This window comes from Pseudomonas sp. VS40, assembly GCF_018587885.1.
GTDB classification, from domain to species: domain Bacteria; phylum Pseudomonadota; class Gammaproteobacteria; order Pseudomonadales; family Pseudomonadaceae; genus Aquipseudomonas; species Aquipseudomonas pergaminensis.
On record NZ_JAGYWD010000005.1, the window covers coordinates 244,932 to 269,153 of the forward strand.

The following is a 24,222-nucleotide window of genomic DNA, read 5'->3' on the forward strand; positions in this document are numbered from 1 at the left end:
GGGTGTTGGGGCAAGAGCCTTTTGCTTACTTTTGGGCTTTTCAAAAGTGAGCCGCCGTAAGGGCGGAACCATAAGCGGCCGTTACCCAAATAACGGATATGTACACGATCAAAGGTCACCCATGGAAACGTCAAAGTTACGCAAACTAGGAATGCTCACGGCAATCACAGTCGCCATAGGCCTGATCATCTACACGGTCCAAGCTCCCGCCGACGCCCCCCAATACCTGACCGCCACCGCCGAACGCGGTGACATCGAAAACGCCGTCCTCGCCACAGGCCTGCTCGAAGGCATCAAACAGGTCGACGTGGGCGCCCAAGTCTCCGGCCAATTGAAATCCCTCAAGGTCAAGGTCGGTGACAAGGTCAAGAAGGGCCAATGGCTCGCCGAAATCGACCCGCTGATCCTGCAAAACACCCTGCGCAAAGCCCAGGTCGACGAAGAAAACCTCCAGGCTCAACGCCGCGCCACAGCGGCCCAACTCAAGCAAGCCAAGTCAGTGTACGAACGCTACAAGGGCCTGCAGGATGACGAATCAGTGTCGCGCCAGGATTTCGAAGACGCCGAGTCCACCTTCCAAGTGCAACAAGCCAACCTCTTGTCCCTGGACGCCCAGATCAAAAGCGCCCATATCCAGATCGACACCGCCAAGGTCAACCTGGCCTACACCCGCATCGTCGCGCCCATCGACGGCGATGTGGTAGGCATCGTCACCCAGGAAGGCCAGACCGTGATCGCCAATCAACTGGCGCCCGTGCTGCTCAAGCTGGCGGACCTGGACACCATGACCGTCAAGGCCCAGGTCTCCGAGGCCGATGTGATTCATATCAGCCCCGGCCAGCAGGTCTACTTCACCATCCTCGGCGAGGCCGACAAACGCTACTACGCCAAGCTGCGCGGCACCGAACCGGCACCGCAAAACTTTCTCGAAACCCAGACCGCCGGCACGCCCAAGCAGAACACGGCGGTGTTCTACAACGCGCTGTTCGATGTGCCCAACCCCGATCACCGCCTGCGCATCGCCATGACCGCCCAGGTGCGTATCGTGCTCGACACGGCCCAGGCTGCGTTGATGGTGCCAGTGGCGGCGCTGGGTGCACGCAACAACGACGGCAGCTACTCGCTGCGGGTGCTGGATGCCAAGGGCAAGGCGGTGTCGCGGGCGGTGAAGACCGGGATCAACAACAACGTCAAGGTGCAGATCCTCGACGGCCTGGCCGAAGGCGACAAGGTGGTGATCGGCGACGCCACGCCAGCCGTGGCGGGGAATTGACGCATGACCCAGCCACTGTTGGAACTCAAGGGCATCACCCGTAGCTTCATGGCCGGCGAGCGTGAATTCATCGCGCTCAAGGGCATCGACCTGACAATTCATGCCGGGGAAATGGTCGCGATCATTGGCGCCTCGGGGTCCGGTAAATCGACCCTGATGAACATTCTCGGCGGCCTGGATTATGCCAGCGCCGGCAGCTATAAAATCAACGGCATCGAAACCCGTTCATTGGGTGATGAGCAGTTGGCGGAACTGCGCCGCGATTACTTCGGGTTCATCTTCCAGCGCTACCATTTGCTGGCGCACTTGAGCGCCTTGCACAACGTGGAAATGCCGGCGATTTATGCCGGCACACCGGAAACCGCGCGTCACAGCCGGGCGCGGGAGTTGCTTGCGCGCCTGGGTCTGGCGGGGCACACCACCCACCGTCCCAGCCAGCTCTCGGGGGGGCAGCAGCAACGGGTGAGTATCGCCCGCGCGTTGATGAACGGCGGCGAAGTGATCCTCGCCGACGAACCTACCGGCGCCCTCGACACCCACAGCGGCAAGGAGGTAATGCGCATCCTCGCCGAGCTGCACGCGGCCGGGCACACGGTGATTATTGTCACCCACGACCCCAAGGTCGCGGCGAATGCCCAGCGCATTGTCGAGGTCAGTGATGGCGAGATTGTCAGCGACAAGGCCAACGACAGTGTCGGCCTGGAACTGCCCAGCGAAACCCCGATAGAGCCCAAGCGCAGTGGCGCCCGGCGCCTGGTGGCAAGCCTGGGGTTGTTCAAGGAGGCCTTCAAAATGGCCTGGGTTGCGCTGGTGTCCCATCGCATGCGCACGTTGCTGACCATGCTCGGTATCGTCATCGGTATCACCTCGGTGGTGTCGATCTCGGCCATCGGTGAAGGCGCCAAGCGCTATGTGCTCAAGGACATCCAGGCGATCGGCAGCAACACCATCGATATCTTTTCCGGCACCAGTTTTGGCGACAGCCGTGCTTCGGCCATCGAGACGTTGATGCCGTCGGATGTGGACGCGTTAAACCAGTTGTATTACGTCGACAGCGCCACGCCGGTGGTGGGCCGCAACCTGTTGCTGCGTTTTGGCAATATCGACCTGGACGCCCAGGTCAATGGCGTGAGCGAGCGCTATTTCAAGGTCAAGGGGCTCAAGCTCGAAGCCGGTATCGCCTTCAGCGAAAGCGACGCACGACGCCAGGCCCAGGTGGTGGTGATCGACCACAACACCCGGCACCGCTTGTTCGGCCCAAACGTCGACCCGCTGGGCCAGGTGATCCTGGTGGGCAACCTGCCGTGCACGGTGATCGGGGTGACCGCCGACAACAAGAATATGTTCGCCGCCAGCAAGGCGTTGAACGTATGGGTGCCCTATGAGACGGCGGCGGGGCGTTTGCTTGGGCAGCGCCACCTGGACAGCATCACTGTGCGCATCAAGGACGGCCAGCCGAGCAAGGTGGTGGAAGACAACGTCAACAAGCTGATGCTGCAACGCCACGGTACCAAGGACTTCTTCACCAACAACCTCGACAGCATCATGCAGACCGTGCAGAAAACCAGCCGCTCCCTAGCGCTGTTGCTGTCGTTGATCGCCGTGATTTCGCTGCTGGTGGGCGGTATCGGGGTGATGAATATCATGTTGGTGTCTGTCACCGAGCGTACCCGCGAGATCGGCATTCGCATGGCGGTCGGCGCGCGCCAGTCGGACATTCGCCAGCAGTTCCTGGTGGAAGCGGTGATGGTGTGCCTGATCGGCGGGCTGATCGGGATCTCGCTGTCCTATGCCCTGGGCTTTCTGTTTTCGTTGTTCGTGAAGGAATGGGAAATGGTGTTTTCCCTGGGCTCGATCATCACGGCGTTTGCCTGTTCGACGTTGATCGGCATTGTGTTTGGCTTTGTGCCGGCCAGGAATGCGGCGCGGCTGGACCCGATCGAGGCGCTTGCCAGAGATTGAGGTTTGTCAGCCAATAGAGATTAAATGTGGGAGCGGGCTTGCTCGCGAATGCGGTAGTTCAGCCAATGAATCCGTTGACTGACACACTGCATTCGCGAGCAAGCCCGCTCCCACATTTTGAACAGGTATGTCTTAAAAGCCTGTGTTGTCCTCAGTGGCATACATCCATCGCAACAACGAATGCCGCCCGCTGATCCCCAGTTTGATCGACGCGCGCTTCAGGTAGCTCTCGATGGTGTTGACCTTCAACGCCAACTGCTCCGCCAACTCCGGCGCGGTCCGCCCGGCGAGCAGGCCCACGCACACCTCAAGCTCACGGTTGGACAGGGTCAGCCCCGACTGTACCAACCGTTCTTCGATGCGCCTGCGCAGGGTTTCGAGGCCCTGGTTTTCCGGCACCACCGCGTCGCTGTCCTGACGGCACGGTTGGATCGCGGCGATGTGCTTTTCGACCATGGGCAACAGCAAGGTGGAGAAGTCCTGCAGCATGCTGCGTTCCTGCGGCGAAAAACTTTCGGACTGGTGTGTGCGGTACACCGACAGCACATAGCGCACATCATCCCGGCGCCGGGTGAGGTGCAGTTCTGCTGCGGGTTGTTCTTCGTCGAGGGTCGCGACCGAGTCGGTATAGATCGGGCTGATCTTGCGACGAGTGTGCCCGTCGGCGCTGATCTGCAATTGCGTGATATGGGTGGCATCCACGGCCAGTTGAGTGAGGATGAGGTCATGCAGCATGCGTGGAAAATGGCGGCTGCCGGTGCTGGCGATGACCTTGCCAATATGAGGGAACAACTGTGCGTTCATCAATTCGTCCATGAGGCGTGCAGGTATTCGGCTTCATAGCGGCGGGGATTAAAAGTGCAAGCCAATGCGAATAACCTAGCGTAATAGTCCTTCCCGCCGGAACCTATGCTAGTACAGCCTGGCGGCGGGAAGGGGATCCAATCCGAAAAAATCAGATTAAAAGCTCACAAGCTTAGAAGGACACGTCAGGGTACGGCTGCACTTGGCCAGCGCCTGCTGCACATCCGCCAGCAGGTCGGCGATATCTTCCAGGCCCACCGACAAGCGCACCAACCCTTCGCTGATGCCGTGTGCCGCCCGTTGCTCCGGGGTGTAGGTGGAATGGGTCATGCTCGCCGGGTGCTGGGCGAGTGACTCGGCATCGCCCAGGCTGACGGCGCGGGTGAACAGCTTGAGGGCATTCATGAAGCGCCGGCCGGTGTCGATTCCGCCTTTGAGTTCAAACGCGATCATCCCCCCAGGCAATTTCATTTGCCGCATCGCCAGTTCGTATTGAGGGAACGAGCGTAGCCCGGGGTACGTCACCCACTCCACGGCCGGGTGCGCCTGCAAGGCTTCGGCCACCGCCTGGGCATTGCTGCAATGGCGGTCCATGCGCAGGGCCAGGGTCTTGAGACCACGCATCAACAGCGAGGCGTCCTGGGGCGACATCACCGCGCCGGTCAAGTCCTTGAGGCCTTGCAGGCGAATCCGCTGGGCCAGGGCCTGGCTGCTCACGGCGATGCCCGCCGTGATGTCGCCGTGGCCGCTGAGGTATTTGGTGGCCGAATGCACCACCACGTCGGCACCCAGGTCCAGTGGGCGTTGCAGGTAGGGTGTGCAGTAGGTGTTGTCGACCACCACGGTGACATTCGGCTGTTGGTGGGCGAGGGCGGCCACGGCGGCGATGTCCACCAGCTGCAGGGTGGGGTTGGCCGGGGTCTCGCAATAAATCATGCGGGTGGCGGGGCTGAGCGCGGCTTGCAGGGCCGCCAGGTCCGTGAGGTCGACATGCCGCACCTTGATGCCGAATTCGCCGATGCCATGGTGCAGCAGGGCGAAGGTGCACCCGTACAGCGTCTGGCTGACGATCATTTCATCGCCAGGGCGCAGCAGGGTCCAGAACGTCGCGGCGATCGCGCCCATGCCGGAACTGAACGCCACCGCGGCCTCACCGTTTTCCAGGGTCGCCATGCGCGATTCCAGCAGCGCCAGCGTCGGGTTGGAGATCCGTGTGTAGAAGTGCCCGTCGGCTTCGCCGGCAAAGCATGCGGCGCCGTATTCGGCGGTGGGGAACGCGAAGGTGGCAGACAGGTAGATCGGCGGCACGAGCGCGCCGTGGTGGTCCTTGGGGTCGTAGCCGTGGTGGATGGCGCGGGTGGAAAAGCCGAATGTGTTGTGTTTATTGTTCATGTCGGACGCTCCTTATTTCCTACAATGCTATGCTCATAACCAGAGATGAACTTTGCAATGTTTGCTGCTAATTCCCGCGTCCTGGGATGAAAAACCTCGAAAAATAACAATCAGAGGCACGTTATGCCCGTTAGTCTCGACCGTACCGATAAAGCACTTTTAAACGCGTTGCAGGGCAATGCCCGGCTCACCGTGGCCGAGTTGGCCGACCGCGTTTCCCTGACCACCTCGCCGTGTTGGCGGCGGGTGCGCAACCTGGAAGAGAGTGGGGTGATCAGTGGGTATCAGGCGATCCTCTCGCCCAAGGCGTTGGGGTATGGGGTGACGGCGTTTGTCAGCATCATGATGGAGAGTCATACCCAAGAAATTGCCCGGGCGTTTGAGCGGCGGTTGTTGGAGATTCCGGAGATTGTGGCGTGTCATAACGTGTCGGGGCGGTATGATTTTTTGTTGGAAGTGGTGGCTAGGGATTTGGAGTCGTTTGGGGAGTTTGCGCGGGAGGTGTTGCAGACGTTGCCTTGCGTTAAGGAGATTTATTCGAGTTTTTCTTATAAGTCGGTGAGGGCTTTGAGGGTGATTCCGTTGCCGGGGTGATGGGGGGGTGTGTTGTGTTGTGTTGTGTACATATCCGTTGCTTCGGTAACGGCTACCTATGGTTCCGCTCTTACAGCGGGTCACTTTTGGAAGGACCCAAAAGTAACCAAAAGGTCCTCGCCCCAACACTCGGCACCTCGCTTAGGCTCGGTGTGCCCTCACTCCGGCTTGAATCCGTGGGCCGCCGCCACGCGCCATCCATGGCGCGGGGCGGCTAACCCGGCGTCCTGCCGGGTTACCCACGGATTCAAGCCTGCGTTCGGCCAGCGTGTTTGACGGGGCGCCTCAGATCAAGATCAAGAGCGACTCGCTTCGCATCGTGGATACGCGGTCTACTGTAGGAGCCGGCTTGCCGGCGAAAAACGTGAGAACGCCGCGTTTTGTCTGGTTCCCCGCGTCATCGTTGAAGACCATCGCCGGCAAGCCGGCTCCTACAGTGGATCGCGTTTGCTTCTGCCTTTGCTCCACACCACTCAAGCCGGCTGTCAGGCCGCTGTGCTTTTGCTTTTGATTTTGATCTTAGGCGCCCCGTTAAACACGCTGGCCGGAATTCGGCAGGGATTTGGGGGGTAAACCGGCAGGGATGCCGGTTTACCCCCCAAATCACTGTCGGATTACGGGCACACCGAGCCTAGGCGAGGTGCCGAGTGTTGGGGCAAGAGCCCTTTGGTTACTTTGGGGCTTTTCCAAAGTGACCCGCCGTAAGGGCGGAACCATAAGCCGCCGTTACCCAAATAACGGATATGTACTCAACAAAACACGCCCCCCCGATACAGCACGTACATCCAATTTTCCCCACCCCATCCCCCCGCAAACTCCCTCATCGCTGAATCTTCAAGGCAGAGGGACACCCCATGGACCCAGCAACAAAACCCGGCCCCGACGAAGTCGTCACCCTGGTGGTCAAGCACCTCATCAAACCCGGCCTGGAGGCCGACTACGAAGCCTGGCTGCGCCGCATCGTACGCATCGCCGGCGCGCGCCCTGGCCACCTCGGTGTCGACGTAGTGCGCGGCAAACAAGGCAACCTGGCGCTGTTCACCTGTGTGTTGCGCTACCGCTCCACCGATGACCTGGAAACCTGGCTCGACTCCCCCGAGCGCAAAACCCTGATTGCCGAAGCCACCCCGATGCTCGCCGAGGGCGACAACACCGAAATCGGCGCGGTCAACGAATTCTGGTTCAACCCCGAAACCCCAAACGCCGCCAAGCCACCGCGCTGGAAGCAGGCGGTCGTCACCCTGTGCGTGATCTTGCCGCTGACCCTGCTGGTGCCCATCGTGTGGGGCCCGGTGCTGCGCCTGCACCCGTTTCTCTCCAACTACGTGGTCGCCACGTTCCTGGTGACCCTGACCATCGTCCTACTGGTGGTCTACCTGTTGATGCCGGCGGCCACCCGCCTGTTCGCTCCCTGGCTTGAAGCCTCTGTAAAGGAAACCCTATGAACGCCGATCTGATTTTGTTCAATGGCCAGTTCCACACCGTGGACCGTGAAAACCCGCGTGCCACCGCTGTCGCGATCCGCGAGGGGCGCTTTGTCGCCGTGGGCACCGACGGTGAAGCCATGGCCCTGCGTGGCAGTGGCACCCAGGTCATCGACCTCAAGGGCCGCACCGTCATCCCCGGCCTCAATGACTCCCACCTGCACCTGATCCGTGGTGGGTTGAACTACAACCTCGAACTGCGTTGGGAAGGTGTGCCGTCCCTGGCCGATGCCCTGCGCATGCTCAAGGACCAGGCCGACCGCACGCCCACCCCGCAATGGGTACGCGTGGTGGGTGGCTGGAACGAATTCCAGTTCGCCGAAAAACGCATGCCGACCCTGGAAGAGTTGAACCAGGCCGCGCCCGATACGCCAGTGTTCGTATTGCACCTGTACGACCGCGCCTTGCTCAACCGTGCCGCCCTGCGCGTGGCCGGCTACACCAAGGACACGCCGAACCCGCCGGGCGGCGAGATCGTGCGCGACAGCAACGGCAACCCCACTGGCATGCTGGTGGCGCGCCCGAATGCGATGATCCTGTATTCGACCCTGGCCAAGGGCCCGAAACTGCCGCTGGAATACCAGGTCAACTCGACCCGCCAGTTCATGCGCGAACTCAATCGCCTGGGGCTCACCAGCGCCATCGACGCCGGCGGCGGTTTCCAGAACTACCCCGATGACTACGCGGTGATCGAGCAACTGGCCAAGGACGAACAGTTGACGGTGCGCATCGCCTACAACCTGTTCACCCAGAAGCCCAAGGAAGAACTCAGCGATTTCAAGAACTGGACTGGCACCGTCACCCTGCACCAGGGCGATGACTACCTGCGCCACAACGGCGCCGGCGAGATGCTGGTGTTCTCGGCGGCGGACTTCGAGGACTTCCTCGAGCCGCGCCCGGACCTGCCGCTGACCATGGAGCAGGAACTGGAGCCGGTGGTGCGCCACCTGGTGGAGCAGCGTTGGCCGTTCCGCCTGCACGCCACGTATGACGAGTCGATCTCGCGCATGCTCGACGTGTTCGAGAAGGTCAACCGCGACATTCCGTTCAATGGCCTGCCGTGGTTCTTCGACCACGCCGAAACCATCACCCCGAAAAACATCGAGCGTGTACGCGCCCTCGGCGGTGGTATCGCGATCCAGGACCGCATGGCGTTCCAGGGCGAATACTTCGTCGAGCGTTACGGCGCCAAGGCCGCCGAGGCCACGCCGCCGATCAAGCGCATGCTTGCCGAAGGCGTGCCGGTCGGGGCGGGCACCGATGCGACCCGCGTGTCCAGCTACAACCCATGGACTTCGCTGTACTGGATGGTCAGTGGCCGTACCGTCGGCGGCCTGGAGCTGCATGCCGAAGGCTTGCCGCGCCTTACCGCGCTGGAATTGTTTACCCATGGCAGCGCCTGGTTCTCATCCGAACAGGGCAAAAAAGGCCAGATCAAGGTCGGGCAGTTGGCGGACGTGGCGGCCCTGTCGGCGGACTTCTTCAGCGTCGATGAAGAAGCGATCAAGTGGATTGAATCGGTACTGACTGTGGTCGGCGGCAAGGTGGTCTACGGTGCCGGCGATTTCGAAGATTACGCGCCTCCCCGCGTTCCGGTGCTGCCGGACTGGTCGCCAGTGGTCAAGGTGCCAGGGCACTGGCGCCCAAGCTCGCCGTTGCAGGCTCAGGTTCACCAATGCAGCGGCCCCTGCGGCGTGCATTCCCACAGCCATGAAAAGGCGCGTCTTTCCAGCGTGCCAGTCAGCGACTTCCAGGGTTTCTGGGGTGCGTTTGGCTGCTCGTGCTTTGCCTTCTAATCAAACCCCAAAGGAGTTACCCCATGCCTTACTCGCGCTTGAACAAAGATGACGCCGTTGTCCTGTTGGTCGATCACCAGACCGGCCTGATTTCGCTGGTCCAGGACTTCTCCCCGAACGAATTCAAGAACAACGTGTTGGCCCTGGCTGACGTCGCCAAGTTCTTCAACCTGCCGACCATCCTCACCACCAGTTTTGAAAGCGGCCCTAACGGCCCACTGGTGCCCGAGCTGAAAGAACTGTTCCCGGACGCCCCATACATCCCGCGTCCTGGCCAGATCAACGCCTGGGACAACGAGGATTTCGTCAAGGCGGTCAAGGCCACCGGCCGCAAGCAGATCATCATTGCCGGCGTGGTGACGGATGTGTGCGTTGCGTTCCCGACCCTGTGCGCCCTCGATGAAGGCTTCGAAGTGTTCGTGGTCACCGACGCCTCCGGCACCTTCAACGAAACCGTGCAACAGGCCGCCTGGGCGCGCATGACAGCGGCCGGTGCCCAACTGGTGAACTGGTTCTCCGTGGCCTGCGAGCTGCAAGTGGACTGGCGCAACGACATGGAAGGCCTGGCCAACCTGCTGTCGCCACGCATCCCCAACTACCGCAACCTGATGAACAGCTACTCGGCCTTCACCGCCAAGTAAGCTGCGCCACAGAACACCGCTGCACCCTGTGGGAGCCGGGCTTGCCCGCGATGGCGGTGTGTCAGTTGACAGCAATGTTGGCTGACACACCGCCATCGCAGGCAAGCCAGCTCCCACATTTGATTTGTGGTGTAGCGACATACCCGTTATAAAAACCGCAAATGTCCACCGAGAAGCGACAATGAACCCCTTCGAAGACATGCGCCTGTTCTGCCAGGTCATGGAATCCGGCAGCTTCACCGCCGCCGCTGAACAGCTGGGCCTGTCCAAGCAGTTCGTCAGCCGCCGCCTGATCCAACTGGAAGAGCGCCTGGGCGTGCGCCTGCTCAACCGTTCCACGCGCCGTCTGGATGTCACGCCTCTCGGTCAGAGTTACTACGAATCCGCCTTGCGCCTGCTCAGTGAAGTCGAGCAAGTGGAGCAGGGCATCGCCGGGCAGAACAGCGAACCCCGTGGCACCATTCGCCTGAGTGCGCCGTTGTCGTTTGCCATGGCTCACCTGGGTTGCCTGTTGCCGCTGTTCTTGCAGCGCCATCCCCAGGTGGCGGTGGAGGTCGATTTGAGCGACCGCCCCGTGGACCTGATCGGCGAAGGTTATGACCTGGTGCTGCGCATCGGCACCCTGGAAGATTCCACCCTGATTGCCCGCCGTATCGCCAGCATTCCCCGGGTGTACTGCGCCAGCCCCGATTACCTGGCCCTGCGCGGTACGCCGCAAAAACCTGATGACCTTGCCGCGCACGATTGCCTGCCCTACGGCCATGGCCGCCAGGTGCAATGGCGCTTCAAGGGTAAGTTGCAGGCGCTGAACGTCAGCGGACGCATGCGTGTGAACAACGGCGACCTGCTGCGCGACACCGCCATCGCCGGCCTGGGCGTGACCTACCTGCCGACCTTTATCGTCGGCGAAGCGCTGAAGGAAGGCCGCCTGGTTACCGTCCTCGACGAATTCGCCCCCGAGGCCCTGACGCTCTCGGCGGTGTACCCGCAACACCGGCAAAGCTCGCGGCCGGTGCAGGCGCTGGTGGAGTTCCTGCGCGAACGCCTGGCTAGCGGCTGTTGAACAGCTGGCGGATCAGGTTGGGGGTGCTGCCGGTCCAGCGTTTGAACGAGCGTCGAAAGTTCGCCGCATCGTTGAAGTTCAGGTAAGCCGCCACCTCATCATTGCTGTAGCCCTTGACCTGGTACAGGTGCAGCGCCACCTGCTTGCGCACACGGTCCACCTGTTGTTGGAACCCGGTGTCGTGCTTGTGCAACTTGCGCTTGAGCGTCGCCGGGCTCATGGCGAATGCGTGCGCGGCCTGTTCCAGGCTTGGGGGTTGGCGCACCTGCTCGCGCAGGTAGTCATAGAGGCAGTCGAGAAAGCTGCCAGCGAAACCCAGTTGGTCGATCTGCTCGCGGGCCTGCTGGCGCGCGACCTGGCCGGCGGTGGCCGAGGCGCCTGGCCAGGTACGCGTCAGGTATTCACGCGGGAGGCTCATCATGTCCAGCGGTCGATCGAAACGGGTGCCTTCGCCCAAGTGCACCCAATACTGCTCGACATACCGCGGTTCGGCGTGGCTGAAACTGCACACCCACGGCAGGCGTTCGCCGCTCAGCCATTGGCTCATGGCAACCAGCGAGGTCATGCTGGCTTCCAGCAAGAAGCGCCAGTGCTCGCCGGCGCCGCAACTGTCCAGCCAGTACAGGTAGGCGTGGTGCTCATCCAGCTCCAGTTGCAGGGTGACCAACGGGCTGAGCAGCACCTGTTGCTGGATCAGGATCTCCAAGGCCTGGTGCAGGTTCTGCGCATGGCCCAGGGCATGGCTGGCCGCGCCGTAATAGCCTGGCAACAGCCGCTGGCCGAACAGGAAGCTGCTGTCATCGGCATCGAGCCACTTGCGGCTGTTGCCGATCAACCCGAAAAACTGCTGCGGGCTCAACCGCGCAGTGCCGGCGAGGATGTCTTCATGAAACAACCCGGTGCCACGCAGCAGGCGATGGCTGTCGATGTCCCGGGACAAGGCCAGATCGATCAGCGTGGCGGGCTGGTAGTGCCCGGGAATGAAGCGGCTGTCGGCTTCGTACCAGCTTGTTTTAACCGACATGTCAGGCACTTTTCGCCAAGGGTTGCTTGGCCCTGGCCAGGGCCAGGTTGAGGCGCTTGAGCAAGTCGTGGGGTGGCTCGTTCAGGGCCATGACCACGGCAGTGGTCGCCGCCAGTTGCAGGCGCTCACCGTGCAGCCGGGTTTTGTGCGCCAGGCCGCGTACCGCCTGTTGCAACTCCAGTGCGAGTTCCTTGGCCTGGCGCTCGCCGGTGTTGGGCAACAGCACCACAAAACGGTCACCGGCCAGGCGACACAGCAGGTCCTGGCGGCGCAGGTTGAGCAGCAGCAAATGGCTGAGGGCCTGCAACACCGCGTCGCCCTCGGCATGCCCGTAGGCCTGGTTGATGGCCGCGAAGTTGTCCAGGTCCAGGGCCAGCAGCGACAGCGGTTGCTGCTGGTCGTGGCTGTCTTGCAGGCTGTCGGCCAACTGGCGCTTGAGGTAGTCGGCGCCGGCCAGGGGCGTGAGTTTGTCGAACAGCCGATGCTCGCGGAACGACCGCTCGCGTTTTTCCATCTGCGCGCTGATCGCCAGTTGTTCGCGGTGCCAGTGGTAGATACCGATGGTCAGCAGGATCATGCCCACCGGCATCGGCCCCGACTCCAGCCAGTGGTCCCAGGTGATGCTGTCGGGCAGGCGGATGAACTCGTCGAGGCTATCGATCCACCAGGAGAAAAAGATGCACGACAGGCCCAGCGCCAGGTAGTTGGTGACGCGCCCGGCGGGGCGGCTTTTCAGCACCAGGCCCAGCCAGACCAGGGCGAGCAGGGCAGAGCCGCCTTCGCCGAAGATGTCCAGCCACACCCATTCGCTGACGCTTTTCAACTCGCCGCAGGCCAGGTGCAGGATCAGCCCGAGGTTGGCGGCGATCAGCAACAGGGAGAGTTTCCAGCGATGTGGCTTGAGCACGGAAAACATGGCCGCGAGTCCTTGGGCAAATAAGCGATGGGCGCCAGCACAGCAGATGGATGTGACGGTTGCGTGACGGTGGGGAGGGGTCGAATCAGCTCATGCCATACACACAATCTCCTGCCAAACACAAAACAAATGTGGGAGCGGGCTTGCTCGCGAATACGGTGGATCAGCCACACATGTGCTAGCTGCAATACCGCATTCGCGAGCAAGCCCGCTCCCACATTTTGATCGAGGTCATTTCAGCTCATTTGCTTGCCGGAACAAACTAAAAACCGCGGTTTACGTGGCTTTGCGCCAACCCCTGTCACAGAACCGTCATCCCCCACCCCTAGCGTGCCCTCCCAGTTGCCGGGCCTCTTGCCTGGCGCCAATGGATTCTTGGGGAGGATTGCATGTACAAGCGCACCGGGCTCGTCAGCTTCACGCTTACTGCCTTGGCCCTGGCGATTGCCAGCGAGCGACTCAACGCGGCTGAAGTGGCCAATACCGAGCACGTCGAAGTGGTCGGCCAGGCCGCGGCCATCGACCAGGCGTTGAAGGAGCAGCGGTCGTCCGACAGCATCAAGAGCGTGGTGCATGCCGACGGTGTCGCCCAGTTGCCGGATGAAAACGTCGCCGAAGCGGTGCAGCGTCTGCCGGGCATCAGCGTGGAGCGCGACCAGGGGGAAGGGCGCTTCGTCAGCGTGCGCGGCCTGGGGCCGGACCTCAACAGCGTGACCATCAACGGCACCCTGGTGCCGGCCCCGGAGAGCGCGCGGCGCGCCGTGGCGCTGGATGTGCTGCCCTCGGAGCTGGTGCAGTCGCTCTCCGTGATCAAGACCCTCACCCCGGACATGGACGCCAACTCCCTCGGCGGCACGGTCGATGTGCAAAGCCTGTCGGCCTTCGACCACAAGGGGCTGTTCTACACCGGCAGCACCGAAGCCAGCTACGACAAGAACACCCGCCAGACCAGCCCGAAATTCTCCGGCGCTGCCAGTAACCGTTTCAGCCTCGGCGATGGCATCGACAACTTCGGCGTGGCGGCGGCGCTGAGCTGGCAGAAGCGTGACTTCGGCTCGGACAACGTCGAGACCGGTGGCGCCTGGGACTTCACCGACGGCGCCAAGCTCAACGAATTCGAACAGCGCGACTACGACATCAGCCGCGAACGTGCCGGCGGCGGCCTGAACTTCGACTACAAGCCGGATGACCTCAGCAGCTACTACCTGCGCACCCTCTACAGCCGCTACAAAGACACCGAAACCCGCAACGCCGCCAGCCTCGAATTTGCCGACCCACTGGCCGCCGGCGAGCTGGGCGATGCCGAAGCCAAGCGCAAGCTGAAAAACCGTGAAGAAACCCAGGAGATCCAATCCTACGTGTTCGGTGGCGAACGCATGCTCGGCCTGTGGACCCTGAGCGGCCAGGCCGGCTACAGCCAATCCAGCGAAGACAGCCCGGCGCACATCGCCGGCGCGACCTTCGACGGTGGCGACTTTGCCAACAGCGGCTTTTATGACAAAAACAAGCCACGCCCGATCATCGGCAGCGGCTTCTACGACGCGCGCAATTTCACCCTCGACAAAGTTGACTGGGAAAAACAGAACACCCAGGACACCGAGAAAAACCTGCGCCTGGACCTGGCCCGCGACTACGACCTGAGCGGCTATGCCTCCCAAGTGAAGTTCGGCGGCAAGGTCAGCCGCCGCAATAAGGACAACGACCTGGAAGCCTGGGTCTACAAAGACTTCGACACCCTTGGCTTCAGCGACGACCAGCTCAACCTCACCCAATTCCAGAAGGGCAGCGTCGACTATCGCCTCGGCAACTACGGCCCCGGTATCAGCCCCAGCGCCATCAAGCAGTTGATCGGCAGCCTCAACCCGGCGGACTTCTATGACGAGACCGAATCCCGGGTCAACGATTTCACCATTCGTGAAGACATCAACGCCGGCTACCTGATGAACACCATCGATATCGATGACTGGCGCTTTATCGCCGGCCTGCGTTACGAAGGCACCGAGTTTGAAGCCAAGGGCACTGGCGCCACCGATGGCGTGTTCACGCCGACCGACACCAAGCGCCGCTATCACCACTGGCTCCCGGGCCTGCATGCGCGCTACCAGATCGACAAGAACACCCAGGTGCGCGCGGCCTGGACCAAGTCCGTGGTGCGCCCGACCTTTGGCCAATTGGCACCGGGTTTCGTGATCGACGATGACGAGGCCACCTTCGGCAACCCGGACCTCAAGCCCCTGGAGTCGAGCAACCTGGACCTGGGCATCGAGCACTTCATGGGCCGCGCCGGCACCGTCTCGGCGTTCGTGTTCTACAAGGACATCAAGAACTTCGTCTACAACACCGACCTGGCGGGCACTGGCGCCTGGACCAATTTCGCCGAGGCGCATACCTACGCCAACGGCGACAGCGCCAAGCTCTACGGCCTGGAACTGGCCTACTCACAGAAGTTCGACTGGCTGCCTGCACCGTGGAACGGCCTGTTGATCGGTGCCAACACCACCTTCAGCCGCTCCAGCGCCGATATCGAAGGCTTCGACGGCACCAGCGGGACCAACCGCAAGCGCACTATCAGCCTGCCCAACCAGTCCGACACCGTCGGCAACCTGATGCTGGGCTGGGAAGACGACAAGCTCAGCCTGCGCCTGTCGGCCAACTACAAATCGGCCTATCTCTACGAGTTGGCCTCGATCAACGACAAAGCCCACGACCTGCACGTCGACGCGCAGACCTTCGTCGACTTCAGCGCGCGCTACTCGCTGACCAAGAACCTGCAAGTCAGCTTCGAAGCGCAGAACCTCACCGATGAGTCGTACTTCGTCTACACCGGCCACCGCAGCTACAACGGCCAGTACGAAGAGTACGGCCCCACCTACAAGCTGGGCCTGACCTTCACCCATTTCTAAGCACCAACGCCGATTTGAATGTGGGAGCTGGCTTGCCTGCGATGCAGACACCTCGTTGTTTCAGGGCGACCCCGTCGATGCCGTCGCAGGCAAGCCAGCTCCCACAGTAGATCTCCATCGTTTTTGAAGGATTTGTTTGTTCATGAGAATTTCCAAGTTGTATTTGCTGCTCGCTCTAGCAACCTGTGCTCAAGCCATGGCCGCCGACCTGGCGCTGGTCCCTTGGGCGCCAAACCTGAATGCCGAAGCGGTGGCCTTCCTACCTGGCGGCACCCAGCGCCTGGCCGCCAGTACCCGCGACGGCCTGCAACTGCTCGACAATACAGGCGCGGAACTGGCCCGCTTCAAAGGCAACTTCAGCAGCCTCGATACCCGTGCTGCCGGTGCCCAGACGCTCGTGGCCAGCCTCGACAACGACCGCCAACAGGCGCTGCTGATCAGCCTCGATGCGTCCACCAAGACCTTTGGCCAGCCCCTGTACTTGCCCACCCGCGACTACCCGGTGAACGGCCTGTGCCTGTATCGCGACGGGGCATCAAACCTGTTTGTGTTCCTGGTGGGCGAAGAGGGCAAGGGCGAGCAATGGCTGGTGGGTAACGGCGCGACCTTGCTGCGCGACCCTCAACGTGTACGCGGCTTGCCGCTGCCGCCGTCGGCGCAGTTCTGCCAGGTGGATGACGCGACCCAGCAGTTGGTAGTCAATGAAGAAAACGTCGGCTGGTGGGCCTACCCGGCACACCCTGAGGCGGACGTGAAACGCACCCCGGTGGCGCTGTTCGACAACCCCAAGCGCGAGGCTGGCGCCATGGCGCTGGTGCCGGGCGGGGTGGTGACGCTGGATCCTAAGAAGGCTCAACTGCATCTGTTTCAGCAAACCGGCGAGCGCTGGGTTGAACAGGGCAGCCTGACGCTGCCGGGCTTGAAAGAACCAGAGCAACTGAGCGTCAGCGGCCAGCACGTGCTGGTGCGGGATGACGACACCGGCAGGCTCTACCAGGGCAAACTTGACTGGAAGGCAACGCCTGTGGCCGCCGAGCCGGTAGTGCCGGAAGTCGCTGCGCTGCGCCAGACCGACCCGGTCGGCCGCCAGGGCGATGCGGCGGATGACCCGGCGATCTGGATTCACCCCACGCAGCCAGAAAAAAGCCGCGTGCTCGGGACCAACAAGAAGCAGGGCCTGCTGGCCTATGACCTCGACGGCAAGCTGTTGCAGGAACTGGCGGTCGGCCGCCTCAACAACGTCGACGTACGCCCCAACTTCAAGCTCGGCGCAACCACCGTCGACCTGGCTGTGGCGAGCAACCGCGATCACAACAGCCTGAGCCTGTTCAGCATCGACCGTCAGAGCGGTGAGCTGCGCGAGGCCGGTGAAGTGCCGACGCCGCTCAAGGACATCTACGGTATCTGCCTGTTCCAACCCGCCAGCGGCGAGATCTACGCGATCGCCAATGGCAAGGACGGCACCTTCCTGCAATACCGCCTGAGCGCACCGGACGGCCGTGTGCAGGGCGAGCTGGTACGTCAGTTCAAGGTCGACAGCCAACCCGAGGGCTGCGTGGCCGATGACCAGCGTCAGCGCCTGTTCATTGGCGAAGAAGACGTCGGCGTCTGGGCGGTGGATGCGCGCGCCGACCAACCGGCCACGCTCACCAGCGTGATCAAGGTCGGCCCGCAGTTGCATGCGGATGTCGAGGGCCTGGCGTTGTACCAGAGCGAAAAACGCGACTACCTGGTGATCTCCAGCCAGGGCAATGACAGCTACCTGGTCGTGGATGCCGAGCCACCCTTTGCCACCCACGGTGCCTTCCGCGTCGGCCTGAATGCCGCCGCCGGTATCGATGGGGCTTCGGAAACCGATGGCCTGGAAGTCACCGCCATCAACCTGGGCGGGCCCTGGAGCCAAGGCATGCTGGTGGTGCAGGACGGGCGCAAGCGCATGCCCGAGCAGACCCAGAATTTCAAGTTCGTGCCCTGGGCCGAGGTGACCCGCACGTTGAAATTGCCGTAGGCGTCATCACCCGGTCATCACTTTTTAATCGAATAGGAGCTTAACCATGCACGCGACGATGGAACATATGACGATCTGGGGTTTGATCAGCGACGCCAGTCTGTTGGTCAAGGCGGTAATGGTCACGTTGCTGCTGGCGTCCTTGCTCAGTTGGTACCTGATCATCCAGCGCGGCAGTGTGCTGCGGCGCCTGGAGCGGCAGTTGAACGGCTTTGTGCAGCGCTTTCGTGCGGCGCCCGACTTGCAGCCGCTGTACCGCGACACCGTGCAGGCCGGCGAGGGCGGGATTGCACCGATCTTCATCGCCGGCGTGCAGGAATACCAGCACCTGCACGGCCATGATCCGGCCGTGCTGGAGGGCGTGGAGCGTGCGTTGCAGGTGGCGATCACCGAGCAGGAAGTCGAGCTGGAAAAAGGCCTGCAATTCCTTGCGACCGTGGGGTCGGTGAGTCCCTACATCGGCCTGTTCGGCACTGTGTGGGGGATCATGAATTCCTTTATCGGCCTGTCCCAGGTACAGCAGGCCACGCTGTCCACCGTGGCGCCGGGCATCGCCGAAGCTTTGATCGCCACGGCCATCGGCCTGTTTGCCGCGATCCCGGCAGTGATCGCCTACAACCGCTTCGCCGCACGCGGACAAACCTTGCTCACCCGCTACTACGCCTTCGGCAACGAACTGCAAGTGCGCCTGCACCGCACCTTGCGCGGCACGCCGATCAACCTGGCCGTGGCCGCCTGAACAAGGAGCAAACCGATGTTGACCAGGCCGCAACGCAAGCACGGACCCAAGGCCGAGATGAACGTGGTGCCCTACATCGACGTGATGCTGGTGCTGCTGGTGATCTTCATGGTCACCGCGCCGATGCTGACCCAAGGCGTAAAAATCGAGCTGCCCAAGGTCGCCGCCGAGGCGCTGGCCACCGACACGCGCCAGCAGATCCTCACGCTGTCGGTGAAGGCTGACGGCGGCTACTACTGGAACCTCGGCGGCGAACTCGATACCACGCACCAGACCGACAGCGCCGTGACCCTGGATGAAATGGGCGTCAAGGTTATGCAGGTGGTGGCGACGCGCAGCGACACCCAGGTGTATATCCGCGCCGACGACAGCGCTGGCTACGGCCGGGTCGTGGCAGCCATGGCGGTGCTGCAAAAGGGTGGCGTGAGCAACCTGGGGTTGGTGACCGAGGCCCCGCAATGACGGCGATGATCATGCACAGTCCGCTGCTCGCAGTGGGGCCTGGGGAGCCTTCCGGGTTCTGGAGAAACAGCGTGGCGGCCAGCCTCGCGGTGGCGCTGCATGTAGGCGTGCTGGCGGTGTTGATGCTGGGTGGGTCGACAGATAAGCCGCAGGTGGAAACGCCGAGGGTGATGCATACCCAGTTGGTGATGGTGCCGCCGACGCCCGCTCCCGTGCCTGAGCCTGAGCCGGCGGCCGTCGCAGCGCCTGCGCCGGAGCCTGTGGTCGCTCCCGTGCCGGCGAAACCGGTGATCGATCCAAAGATCCAGGCACAAAAGCTGGAAAAAGCCGCATTGGCGCGCAAGCGGGTCGAGGAAAAGAAGCTGGAGCAGCAACAGGAGCGCCTGGCCGCTGAACAGCGCAACCGCGAGCTGGAGCAGCAGCGTCTGGCCCAGGAGCGCCTCGCCGCTGAACGTACGCGCCCTGTAGCACCGACCGCCGCGCCGGCCTTCGACAGCCGTCAGTACCAACCCTTGAGCAAAGAGGCGCCGGACTATCCGGAGCGTGCCCTGGACAAAAACATCGAAGGCGATTGTTCAGTGGAGTACACCGTCAACACCCAAGGGCGTGTAGAAAACCCCAAGGTGCTGGACGGCTGCCATCCACTGTTCATGCGGCCTTCACTGGCGGCGGCGAATACCTTCCGCTACCAGCCGAGGATCGTCGATGGAAAACCCGTGCCGGTGCCGGCCGTGCGCAATACTTTCCACTACCGCATCAAATGATTTCTCCCAGTCAACACAGGTCCCATGTGGGAGCGGCGGTGCGACGATTCGACTTGCTCGCGAATACAGAGTGTCAGTCGATACACCTTTGACTGAACCACCGCATTCGCGAGCAAGCCCGCTCCCGCATTTTGATTTGCGTTAGACGTAAGCTAAGTTATTCAGCGCTTGACCCGCCACGTAGCGCTCCAGGTTCGCCAAAAACGTATCCGCAATCTCATTCCGGCTATTTGTCGAAATCGCCGACGTATGCGGCGATAACCTGACCCTTGGATGGGTATACAGCGGATGCCCGTCCGGCAACGGCTCCGGCTCGGTTACATCCAGCGATGCCAGCCCTATCCGCCCATTGTCCAGCGCTTCCAGCAGCGCCTCCTGATCCAGCAACCCACCCCGCGCAATATTGATCAAGTGCAGCCCCGGCTTGGCGCTGCCCAGCACGTCACGGTTGATGAGCTGCCGCGTGGACTCGGTCAGCGGTGCCGCCACCACCAGGTGATCGGCGCGGGCGAACAGGTCGTGGATGTCCTTGGCGGCGTCCACGCCCGCGCTGAACGGCACCTGACTTTGGCGCAACGCGACGACCTTGATCCCCAGGGCCAGGGCTTTTTGCGCGAGACGTTCGCCTATCGCACCAAACCCCAGGATGCCCAATGTGGTGCCCTTCAGCGGGCGCAACGCGGTGAAATTCCACTGCGAATCCTTGACCCAGATGTCTGGCAAATGCTTGGCGGCGGCAAAGATCGCGGCCAAGGCAAATTCGGCCAGGTTGTCGGCGGCACTGCCACGGGAGGTGGTCACCGGCGGGCCGTTGAACAGCCATTGAGGATAGAAATCGATGCCCGACGACACCAGGTGCACCCACTGCGCGCCGTAGGGCCAGCCCGGTGGCGGCGTGTCCGGGGCGCTGTAGCCACGTACGTTGATCGGGCGCAGCAACAGGATATTCGCCTGGGGCGGCAGGTCGCTGGGCACGCCCGCGGGCACGCCGATCACTTGGGCGGCGGGGTGGCTGGAGGCCAGGCGCTGGCGGAGCACGTCGTTGTAATCTTCGTCCAGCTGGCTGGCAATAATCACCTGACTCATGGGCGTTCCTTCTGGCGTTGGGCGAAGACCGTCTTGCCGACGCCTTGCAGCACAGCGTCGTTCTGCGGGGTATGCACGCGACTGCACAGCACGTCGCGGTAATGCCGTTGCAATGGGCTGTGGCGCGACAGGCCCGGGTTACCCGAGGCCTCGATGGCCAGCTCCACGGCGCGGATGGCGTTGTGGGTCACCAGGTACTTGAGTTGCGCGGCATTGGCCGCCGGGGTGTGGCCTTCGGCGGCGGCATCGAGCAGGCTGCGGTTGGCAAACAGCAGGGTGTCGATATGGCCGACGGTTTCCTGAAAGCGCGGCAGCGTCGACAGCGCTGCGCCGAGGTTGGACGGCTTGCGCTCTTCCAGCCAGTTCACCAGCCAGTCCCGCGCCGCCTGGGCCACGGCGTCATACACCGAGGACAGCAACACCGACATCCACAGGAAGCCCTCGCCATCCAGCTCCGGCGACGGCGCGCTCCACGGGCTGACGCTGACGGCGTGGTCGAGTGGCACCAGCACGTTGTCGAGCACCACCTCATGGCTGCAGGTGGCGCGCATGCCCAGGTGGTCCCAGGTGTCGATGATGGTCACGCCGGGGCTGTCTTTTGGGACCAGCCAGGCACCGACCAACGGGTCGGCGTCATCACTGCGGCCCCACACGCTGAACCAGCTCAGGCCGTGGCTGCCGGTGGAGTAGATCTTGCGCCCGCTGATGCGCCAGCCTTCGGCGGTACGCACGGCGATTGTCGCCGGCAGCCCGCCACGGGCCGGGGTGCCCAGGTCGGGCTCCACGCGCAGCGCGTTGATCAACCCGCCGTTGCGCACCGCGTCTTCGGCCACTCGCGTGCGCAAGTGCGCCGGCCAGGTCTTGCTGTCTTGCAGGCGCGTGTGTTGCAGGTATTGCATCACCAGGATCAGTGCGGTGGACGGCTCGCCCTTGGCGATCGCACTGATCGCCTTGCGCGCCTGGGGCAGGCTGGCACCGCCGCCGCCCAAGGCTTTGGGCACGGTGAGGGCGACCAGGCCGTGTTCGTGCAGCAATTTGAAGTTGGCGTGGGGGAAGGCGCCGCTCTCGTCATAGCGGTGCGCGGTGCTGGCCAGCTCGGCGCTGAGGCGTTCAAGCAGGGCTTCAAAGTTGGCGACTTCCACGGAGCGCAAGGAAGGTTGTGAGGATTGGCTCATGGTTGTTTCACTCGGTCGATAGGTAGACACCCGCCCTCTGTAGGAGCCGGCAAACCGGCTCCTACAGGGGATAGGCGTTTAGATGGCCAGTCTTACGGGCTGTTGGCCCAGCAGTTGCTCCACCACCTGTAACACCGGCTCCGCTTCGGTGCGCACCAACCAATCCGGGCTCACTTGCACAAACGCCACCGTGCCGTCCCTGGCAATCACCACCACCGTCGGTTGCGGCAACTCCCAGGTGCCGGTGCCGGTGGTTTCACCGATGTGATTGCCCTTGGCCAACGCGGCATTGCGCGACGCCTCGTCGAAGCTGTAGAGAATGCCCAGGCGGCGCCCGAGGTTGTTATCGGGGTCACTGGCCACCAGCAGTTGCAGGGTGTGGCGGGTCTTGATCTCCACCAGGCGTTCAGGCACTTGCGGGCTTACCGCCACCAGAGGCACCCCGAGTTCGCGCAGGCGTGGGTAGAGTTGGCGTTCGTAATAGGGCAGGGCGATGTTGCACGCCGGGCAGCCGGCAAAGCGGAAGAAAATCAGCACCGCCGGACCGTCCGCCAGCAGCAGCTCGCGATTGAGTTCACCGCCTTCCACATTCAGCAGGGTGAACGGGTCGAGTTCATCGCCGACCTGCACGTAGTCATCTGGCCGCGCTTGAGCCACCAGACGCTGGCGTTGGTCGATATTGACCTGCAGCGCCGCCGGCGCCCAGGTGGCGACACGCTCGGCGTGCAGTTCGGCCAACTGCCGGTTGAGGGATTCACTCATGCCAGCGCCTCCTGTTTATCTTCAACCTGGGCGGCGACACTGTAGCGGTTGGCCGGAACGTCCAGGCCGAGGTTGTCGCGCAGGGTATGGCCGCTGTATTCAGTGCGGAACAAGCCGCGCTGTTGCAGCACCGGCACCACCAGTTCGGTGAAGTACTGCAAGCCATCCGGCAGCACCGAGTTGATGATGAAACCATCGCTGGCGCCGGTCTCGAACCAGGTCTGGATCGCGTCGGCGACTTGCTCCGGGGTGCCGACGAAATCACGTTTTGGCCGCGAGAACCGCAAGGCCACTTCACGCAGGGTCAGGCCTTCGTCCCTGGCCAGCTGCTTGATGCGGTCGGAGCCGCCTTTCTGGCTATTGGAACCCAGGTCACCCAGCTCCGGGAAAGGCTCGTCCAGTGGGTATTGGCTGAAGTCGTGATCGTTGAACGGGCGGCCGAGGGCGACGATGGCATCTTCCACGGTGACCAGCTCTACGGCCTGCTGATAGCGGCTTTCCACTTCGGCCTCGTCGCGGCCGACAATCGGGCGAATGCCCGGCAGGATCGACAGGCTGTGCGGGTCACGGCCAAAGCCTTTGGCGCGGCGCTTCAGGTCCTGGGAATAGGCCAGGCCTTCTTCGAGGCTGTCCACGTGCACAAAGATCGCATCGGAGTTCTGCGCGGCAAAGTTGCGCCCGTCCTCCGAGGTGCCGGCCTGGAAAATCACCGGTTGGCCCTGGCGCGAACGCGCGATGTTCAGCGGGCCTTTCACCGAGAAGAAATCGCCTTTGTGGTTGAGTGCATGCAGCTTGCCCGGGGCGAAAAACTCGCCGGACTGTTTGTCGTAGGTAAAGGCATCGTCTTCCCACGAATCCCACAGGCCCTGGACGGTGCTCACGTGTTCCTTGGCGATGCGATAACGCACGGCGTGGGGTGGGTGCTCGGCCTTGCTGAAGTTGTCGGCGGTGCCGCTCAGCCACGAGGTGACGACGTTCCAACCGGCACGGCCACCGCTGATATGGTCCAGGGATGCGAATTGGCGCGCCACTTGGTAGGGCTCGGTGTAGCTGACGGTCACGGTGGCGACCAAACCAATATTCGTGGTGATCGCCGCGAGTGCCGACAGGATGGTCAGTGGCTCGAAACGGTTGAGGTAGTGCGGGCTGGACTTGGCATGAATGTGCAGGCTGTCGGCGATGAACACGAAGTCGAACTTGGCGGCTTCGGCCAATTCAGTCTGCTGCTTGTAGAACCCGAAGCTGGTGCTGGCATTCGGTTGGGCGTTCGGGTGGCGCCATTCGCCCCAGCCGTGGCCGACGCCGTGGACCATGGCGCCCAGTTTCAAATGGCGGGGTTTTGCTTGCTGTGGCTTGCTCATGTTCTGCTCCTGG

20 protein-coding genes are annotated in these 24,222 nt (G+C 62.6%); 12 read left to right on the plus strand and 8 right to left on the minus strand.

Features of this window, described 5'->3' with window-relative positions; all coding sequences use genetic code 11:
- The first annotated feature begins 121 nt into the window (after positions 1-121).
- Positions 122-1,273, plus strand: coding sequence for a macrolide transporter subunit MacA (gene macA, locus KHP07_RS16785; RefSeq protein ID WP_078047979.1), 1,152 nt, complete (start codon positions 122-124; stop codon positions 1,271-1,273).
- Between the two features lie 3 nt (positions 1,274-1,276).
- On the plus strand, positions 1,277-3,235 hold the full coding sequence (locus KHP07_RS16790; protein WP_214497555.1) for a MacB family efflux pump subunit: 1,959 nt from the start codon (positions 1,277-1,279) through the stop codon (positions 3,233-3,235).
- Between the two features lie 132 nt (positions 3,236-3,367).
- Here the strand turns inward: KHP07_RS16790 and KHP07_RS16795 are convergent, their stop codons facing one another.
- Both KHP07_RS16795 and KHP07_RS16800 read right to left on the minus strand, forming a co-directional pair.
- On the minus strand, positions 3,368-4,039 hold the full coding sequence (locus tag KHP07_RS16795; protein ID WP_099492504.1) for a response regulator transcription factor: 672 nt from the start codon (positions 4,037-4,039) through the stop codon (positions 3,368-3,370).
- A gap of 156 nt (positions 4,040-4,195) precedes the next feature.
- Positions 4,196-5,431 (minus strand): methionine gamma-lyase, encoded by a 1,236-nt coding sequence (locus KHP07_RS16800; protein ID WP_214497556.1) that lies wholly within the window; start codon positions 5,429-5,431, stop codon positions 4,196-4,198.
- A gap of 123 nt (positions 5,432-5,554) precedes the next feature.
- On the opposite strand from KHP07_RS16800, the gene KHP07_RS16805 reads away from it, so the two are divergent.
- From KHP07_RS16805 to KHP07_RS16825, 5 genes are all read left to right on the plus strand, one after another.
- A complete protein-coding gene (locus KHP07_RS16805) occupies positions 5,555-6,025 on the plus strand; it encodes an Lrp/AsnC family transcriptional regulator (protein WP_078047982.1) in 471 nt (156 codons plus the stop codon).
- 854 nt (positions 6,026-6,879) lie between these two features.
- Positions 6,880-7,470, plus strand: a complete 591-nt coding sequence (locus tag KHP07_RS16810; RefSeq protein WP_078047984.1) for an antibiotic biosynthesis monooxygenase — start codon at positions 6,880-6,882, stop codon at positions 7,468-7,470.
- The gene (locus KHP07_RS16815) at positions 7,467-9,305 is read left to right on the plus strand and encodes an amidohydrolase (RefSeq protein WP_214497557.1); all 1,839 of its coding nucleotides are present in this window, start codon (positions 7,467-7,469) and stop codon (positions 9,303-9,305) included. Before KHP07_RS16810 ends, KHP07_RS16815 begins: the two co-directional genes overlap by 4 nt.
- A gap of 23 nt (positions 9,306-9,328) precedes the next feature.
- Positions 9,329-9,946: an isochorismate family cysteine hydrolase YcaC gene (gene ycaC, locus KHP07_RS16820; protein WP_078047986.1), complete on the plus strand. Its 618-nt coding sequence runs from the start codon at positions 9,329-9,331 to the stop codon at positions 9,944-9,946.
- 181 nt (positions 9,947-10,127) lie between these two features.
- A complete protein-coding gene (locus KHP07_RS16825) occupies positions 10,128-11,009 on the plus strand; it encodes a LysR family transcriptional regulator (protein ID WP_214497558.1) in 882 nt (293 codons plus the stop codon).
- On the opposite strand, the gene KHP07_RS16830 is transcribed toward KHP07_RS16825, so the two are convergent.
- Both KHP07_RS16830 and KHP07_RS16835 read right to left on the minus strand, forming a co-directional pair.
- A complete protein-coding gene (locus KHP07_RS16830; protein ID WP_099493818.1) occupies positions 10,996-12,033 on the minus strand; it encodes an AraC family transcriptional regulator in 1,038 nt (345 codons plus the stop codon). The two genes, KHP07_RS16825 and KHP07_RS16830, sit on opposite strands and share 14 nt — an antisense overlap.
- Before the next feature lies 1 nt (position 12,034).
- Entirely contained in the window at positions 12,035-12,949 is a 915-nt protein-coding gene (locus KHP07_RS16835; protein ID WP_078047989.1) for a GGDEF domain-containing protein, read from the minus strand.
- Between the two features lie 389 nt (positions 12,950-13,338).
- Here KHP07_RS16835 and KHP07_RS16840 point away from each other — a divergent pair, with 389 nt between their 5' ends.
- The 5 genes from KHP07_RS16840 to KHP07_RS16860 all read left to right on the plus strand — a co-directional run bounded on the left by KHP07_RS16840 (position 13,339) and on the right by KHP07_RS16860 (position 19,825).
- Positions 13,339-15,852 carry a TonB-dependent receptor gene (locus KHP07_RS16840; protein WP_214497559.1) on the plus strand — a complete coding sequence of 838 codons (2,514 nt, stop codon included), beginning with the start codon at positions 13,339-13,341 and terminating at the stop codon, positions 15,850-15,852.
- A gap of 142 nt (positions 15,853-15,994) precedes the next feature.
- Entirely contained in the window at positions 15,995-17,860 is a 1,866-nt protein-coding gene (locus KHP07_RS16845; protein WP_214497560.1) for a phytase, read from the plus strand.
- 46 nt (positions 17,861-17,906) lie between these two features.
- On the plus strand, positions 17,907-18,599 hold the full coding sequence (gene tolQ, locus KHP07_RS16850) for a protein TolQ (RefSeq protein WP_214497561.1): 693 nt from the start codon (positions 17,907-17,909) through the stop codon (positions 18,597-18,599).
- A 15-nt stretch (positions 18,600-18,614) separates the two neighbouring features.
- Positions 18,615-19,061, plus strand: a complete 447-nt coding sequence (gene tolR, locus KHP07_RS16855; protein ID WP_214497562.1) for a protein TolR — start codon at positions 18,615-18,617, stop codon at positions 19,059-19,061.
- On the plus strand, positions 19,058-19,825 hold the full coding sequence (locus tag KHP07_RS16860; protein WP_214497563.1) for an energy transducer TonB: 768 nt from the start codon (positions 19,058-19,060) through the stop codon (positions 19,823-19,825). The genes tolR and KHP07_RS16860 overlap by 4 nt, the downstream gene beginning before the upstream one ends.
- A 141-nt stretch (positions 19,826-19,966) precedes the next feature.
- On the opposite strand, the gene KHP07_RS16865 is transcribed toward KHP07_RS16860, so the two are convergent.
- The 4 genes from KHP07_RS16865 to KHP07_RS16880 all read right to left on the minus strand — a co-directional run bounded on the left by KHP07_RS16865 (position 19,967) and on the right by KHP07_RS16880 (position 24,209).
- Positions 19,967-20,911 carry a D-isomer specific 2-hydroxyacid dehydrogenase family protein gene (locus KHP07_RS16865; protein WP_214497564.1) on the minus strand — a complete coding sequence of 315 codons (945 nt, stop codon included), beginning with the start codon at positions 20,909-20,911 and terminating at the stop codon, positions 19,967-19,969.
- Entirely contained in the window at positions 20,908-22,086 is a 1,179-nt protein-coding gene (locus KHP07_RS16870; protein WP_214497565.1) for an acyl-CoA dehydrogenase family protein, read from the minus strand. The genes KHP07_RS16865 and KHP07_RS16870 overlap by 4 nt, the downstream gene beginning before the upstream one ends.
- A gap of 78 nt (positions 22,087-22,164) precedes the next feature.
- The gene (locus tag KHP07_RS16875) at positions 22,165-22,848 is read right to left on the minus strand and encodes a peroxiredoxin-like family protein (RefSeq protein WP_078047997.1); all 684 of its coding nucleotides are present in this window, start codon (positions 22,846-22,848) and stop codon (positions 22,165-22,167) included.
- Positions 22,845-24,209, minus strand: a complete 1,365-nt coding sequence (locus KHP07_RS16880) for an LLM class flavin-dependent oxidoreductase (RefSeq protein ID WP_214497566.1) — start codon at positions 24,207-24,209, stop codon at positions 22,845-22,847. Before KHP07_RS16880 ends, KHP07_RS16875 begins: the two co-directional genes overlap by 4 nt.
- Positions 24,210-24,222 lie beyond the last annotated feature (13 nt).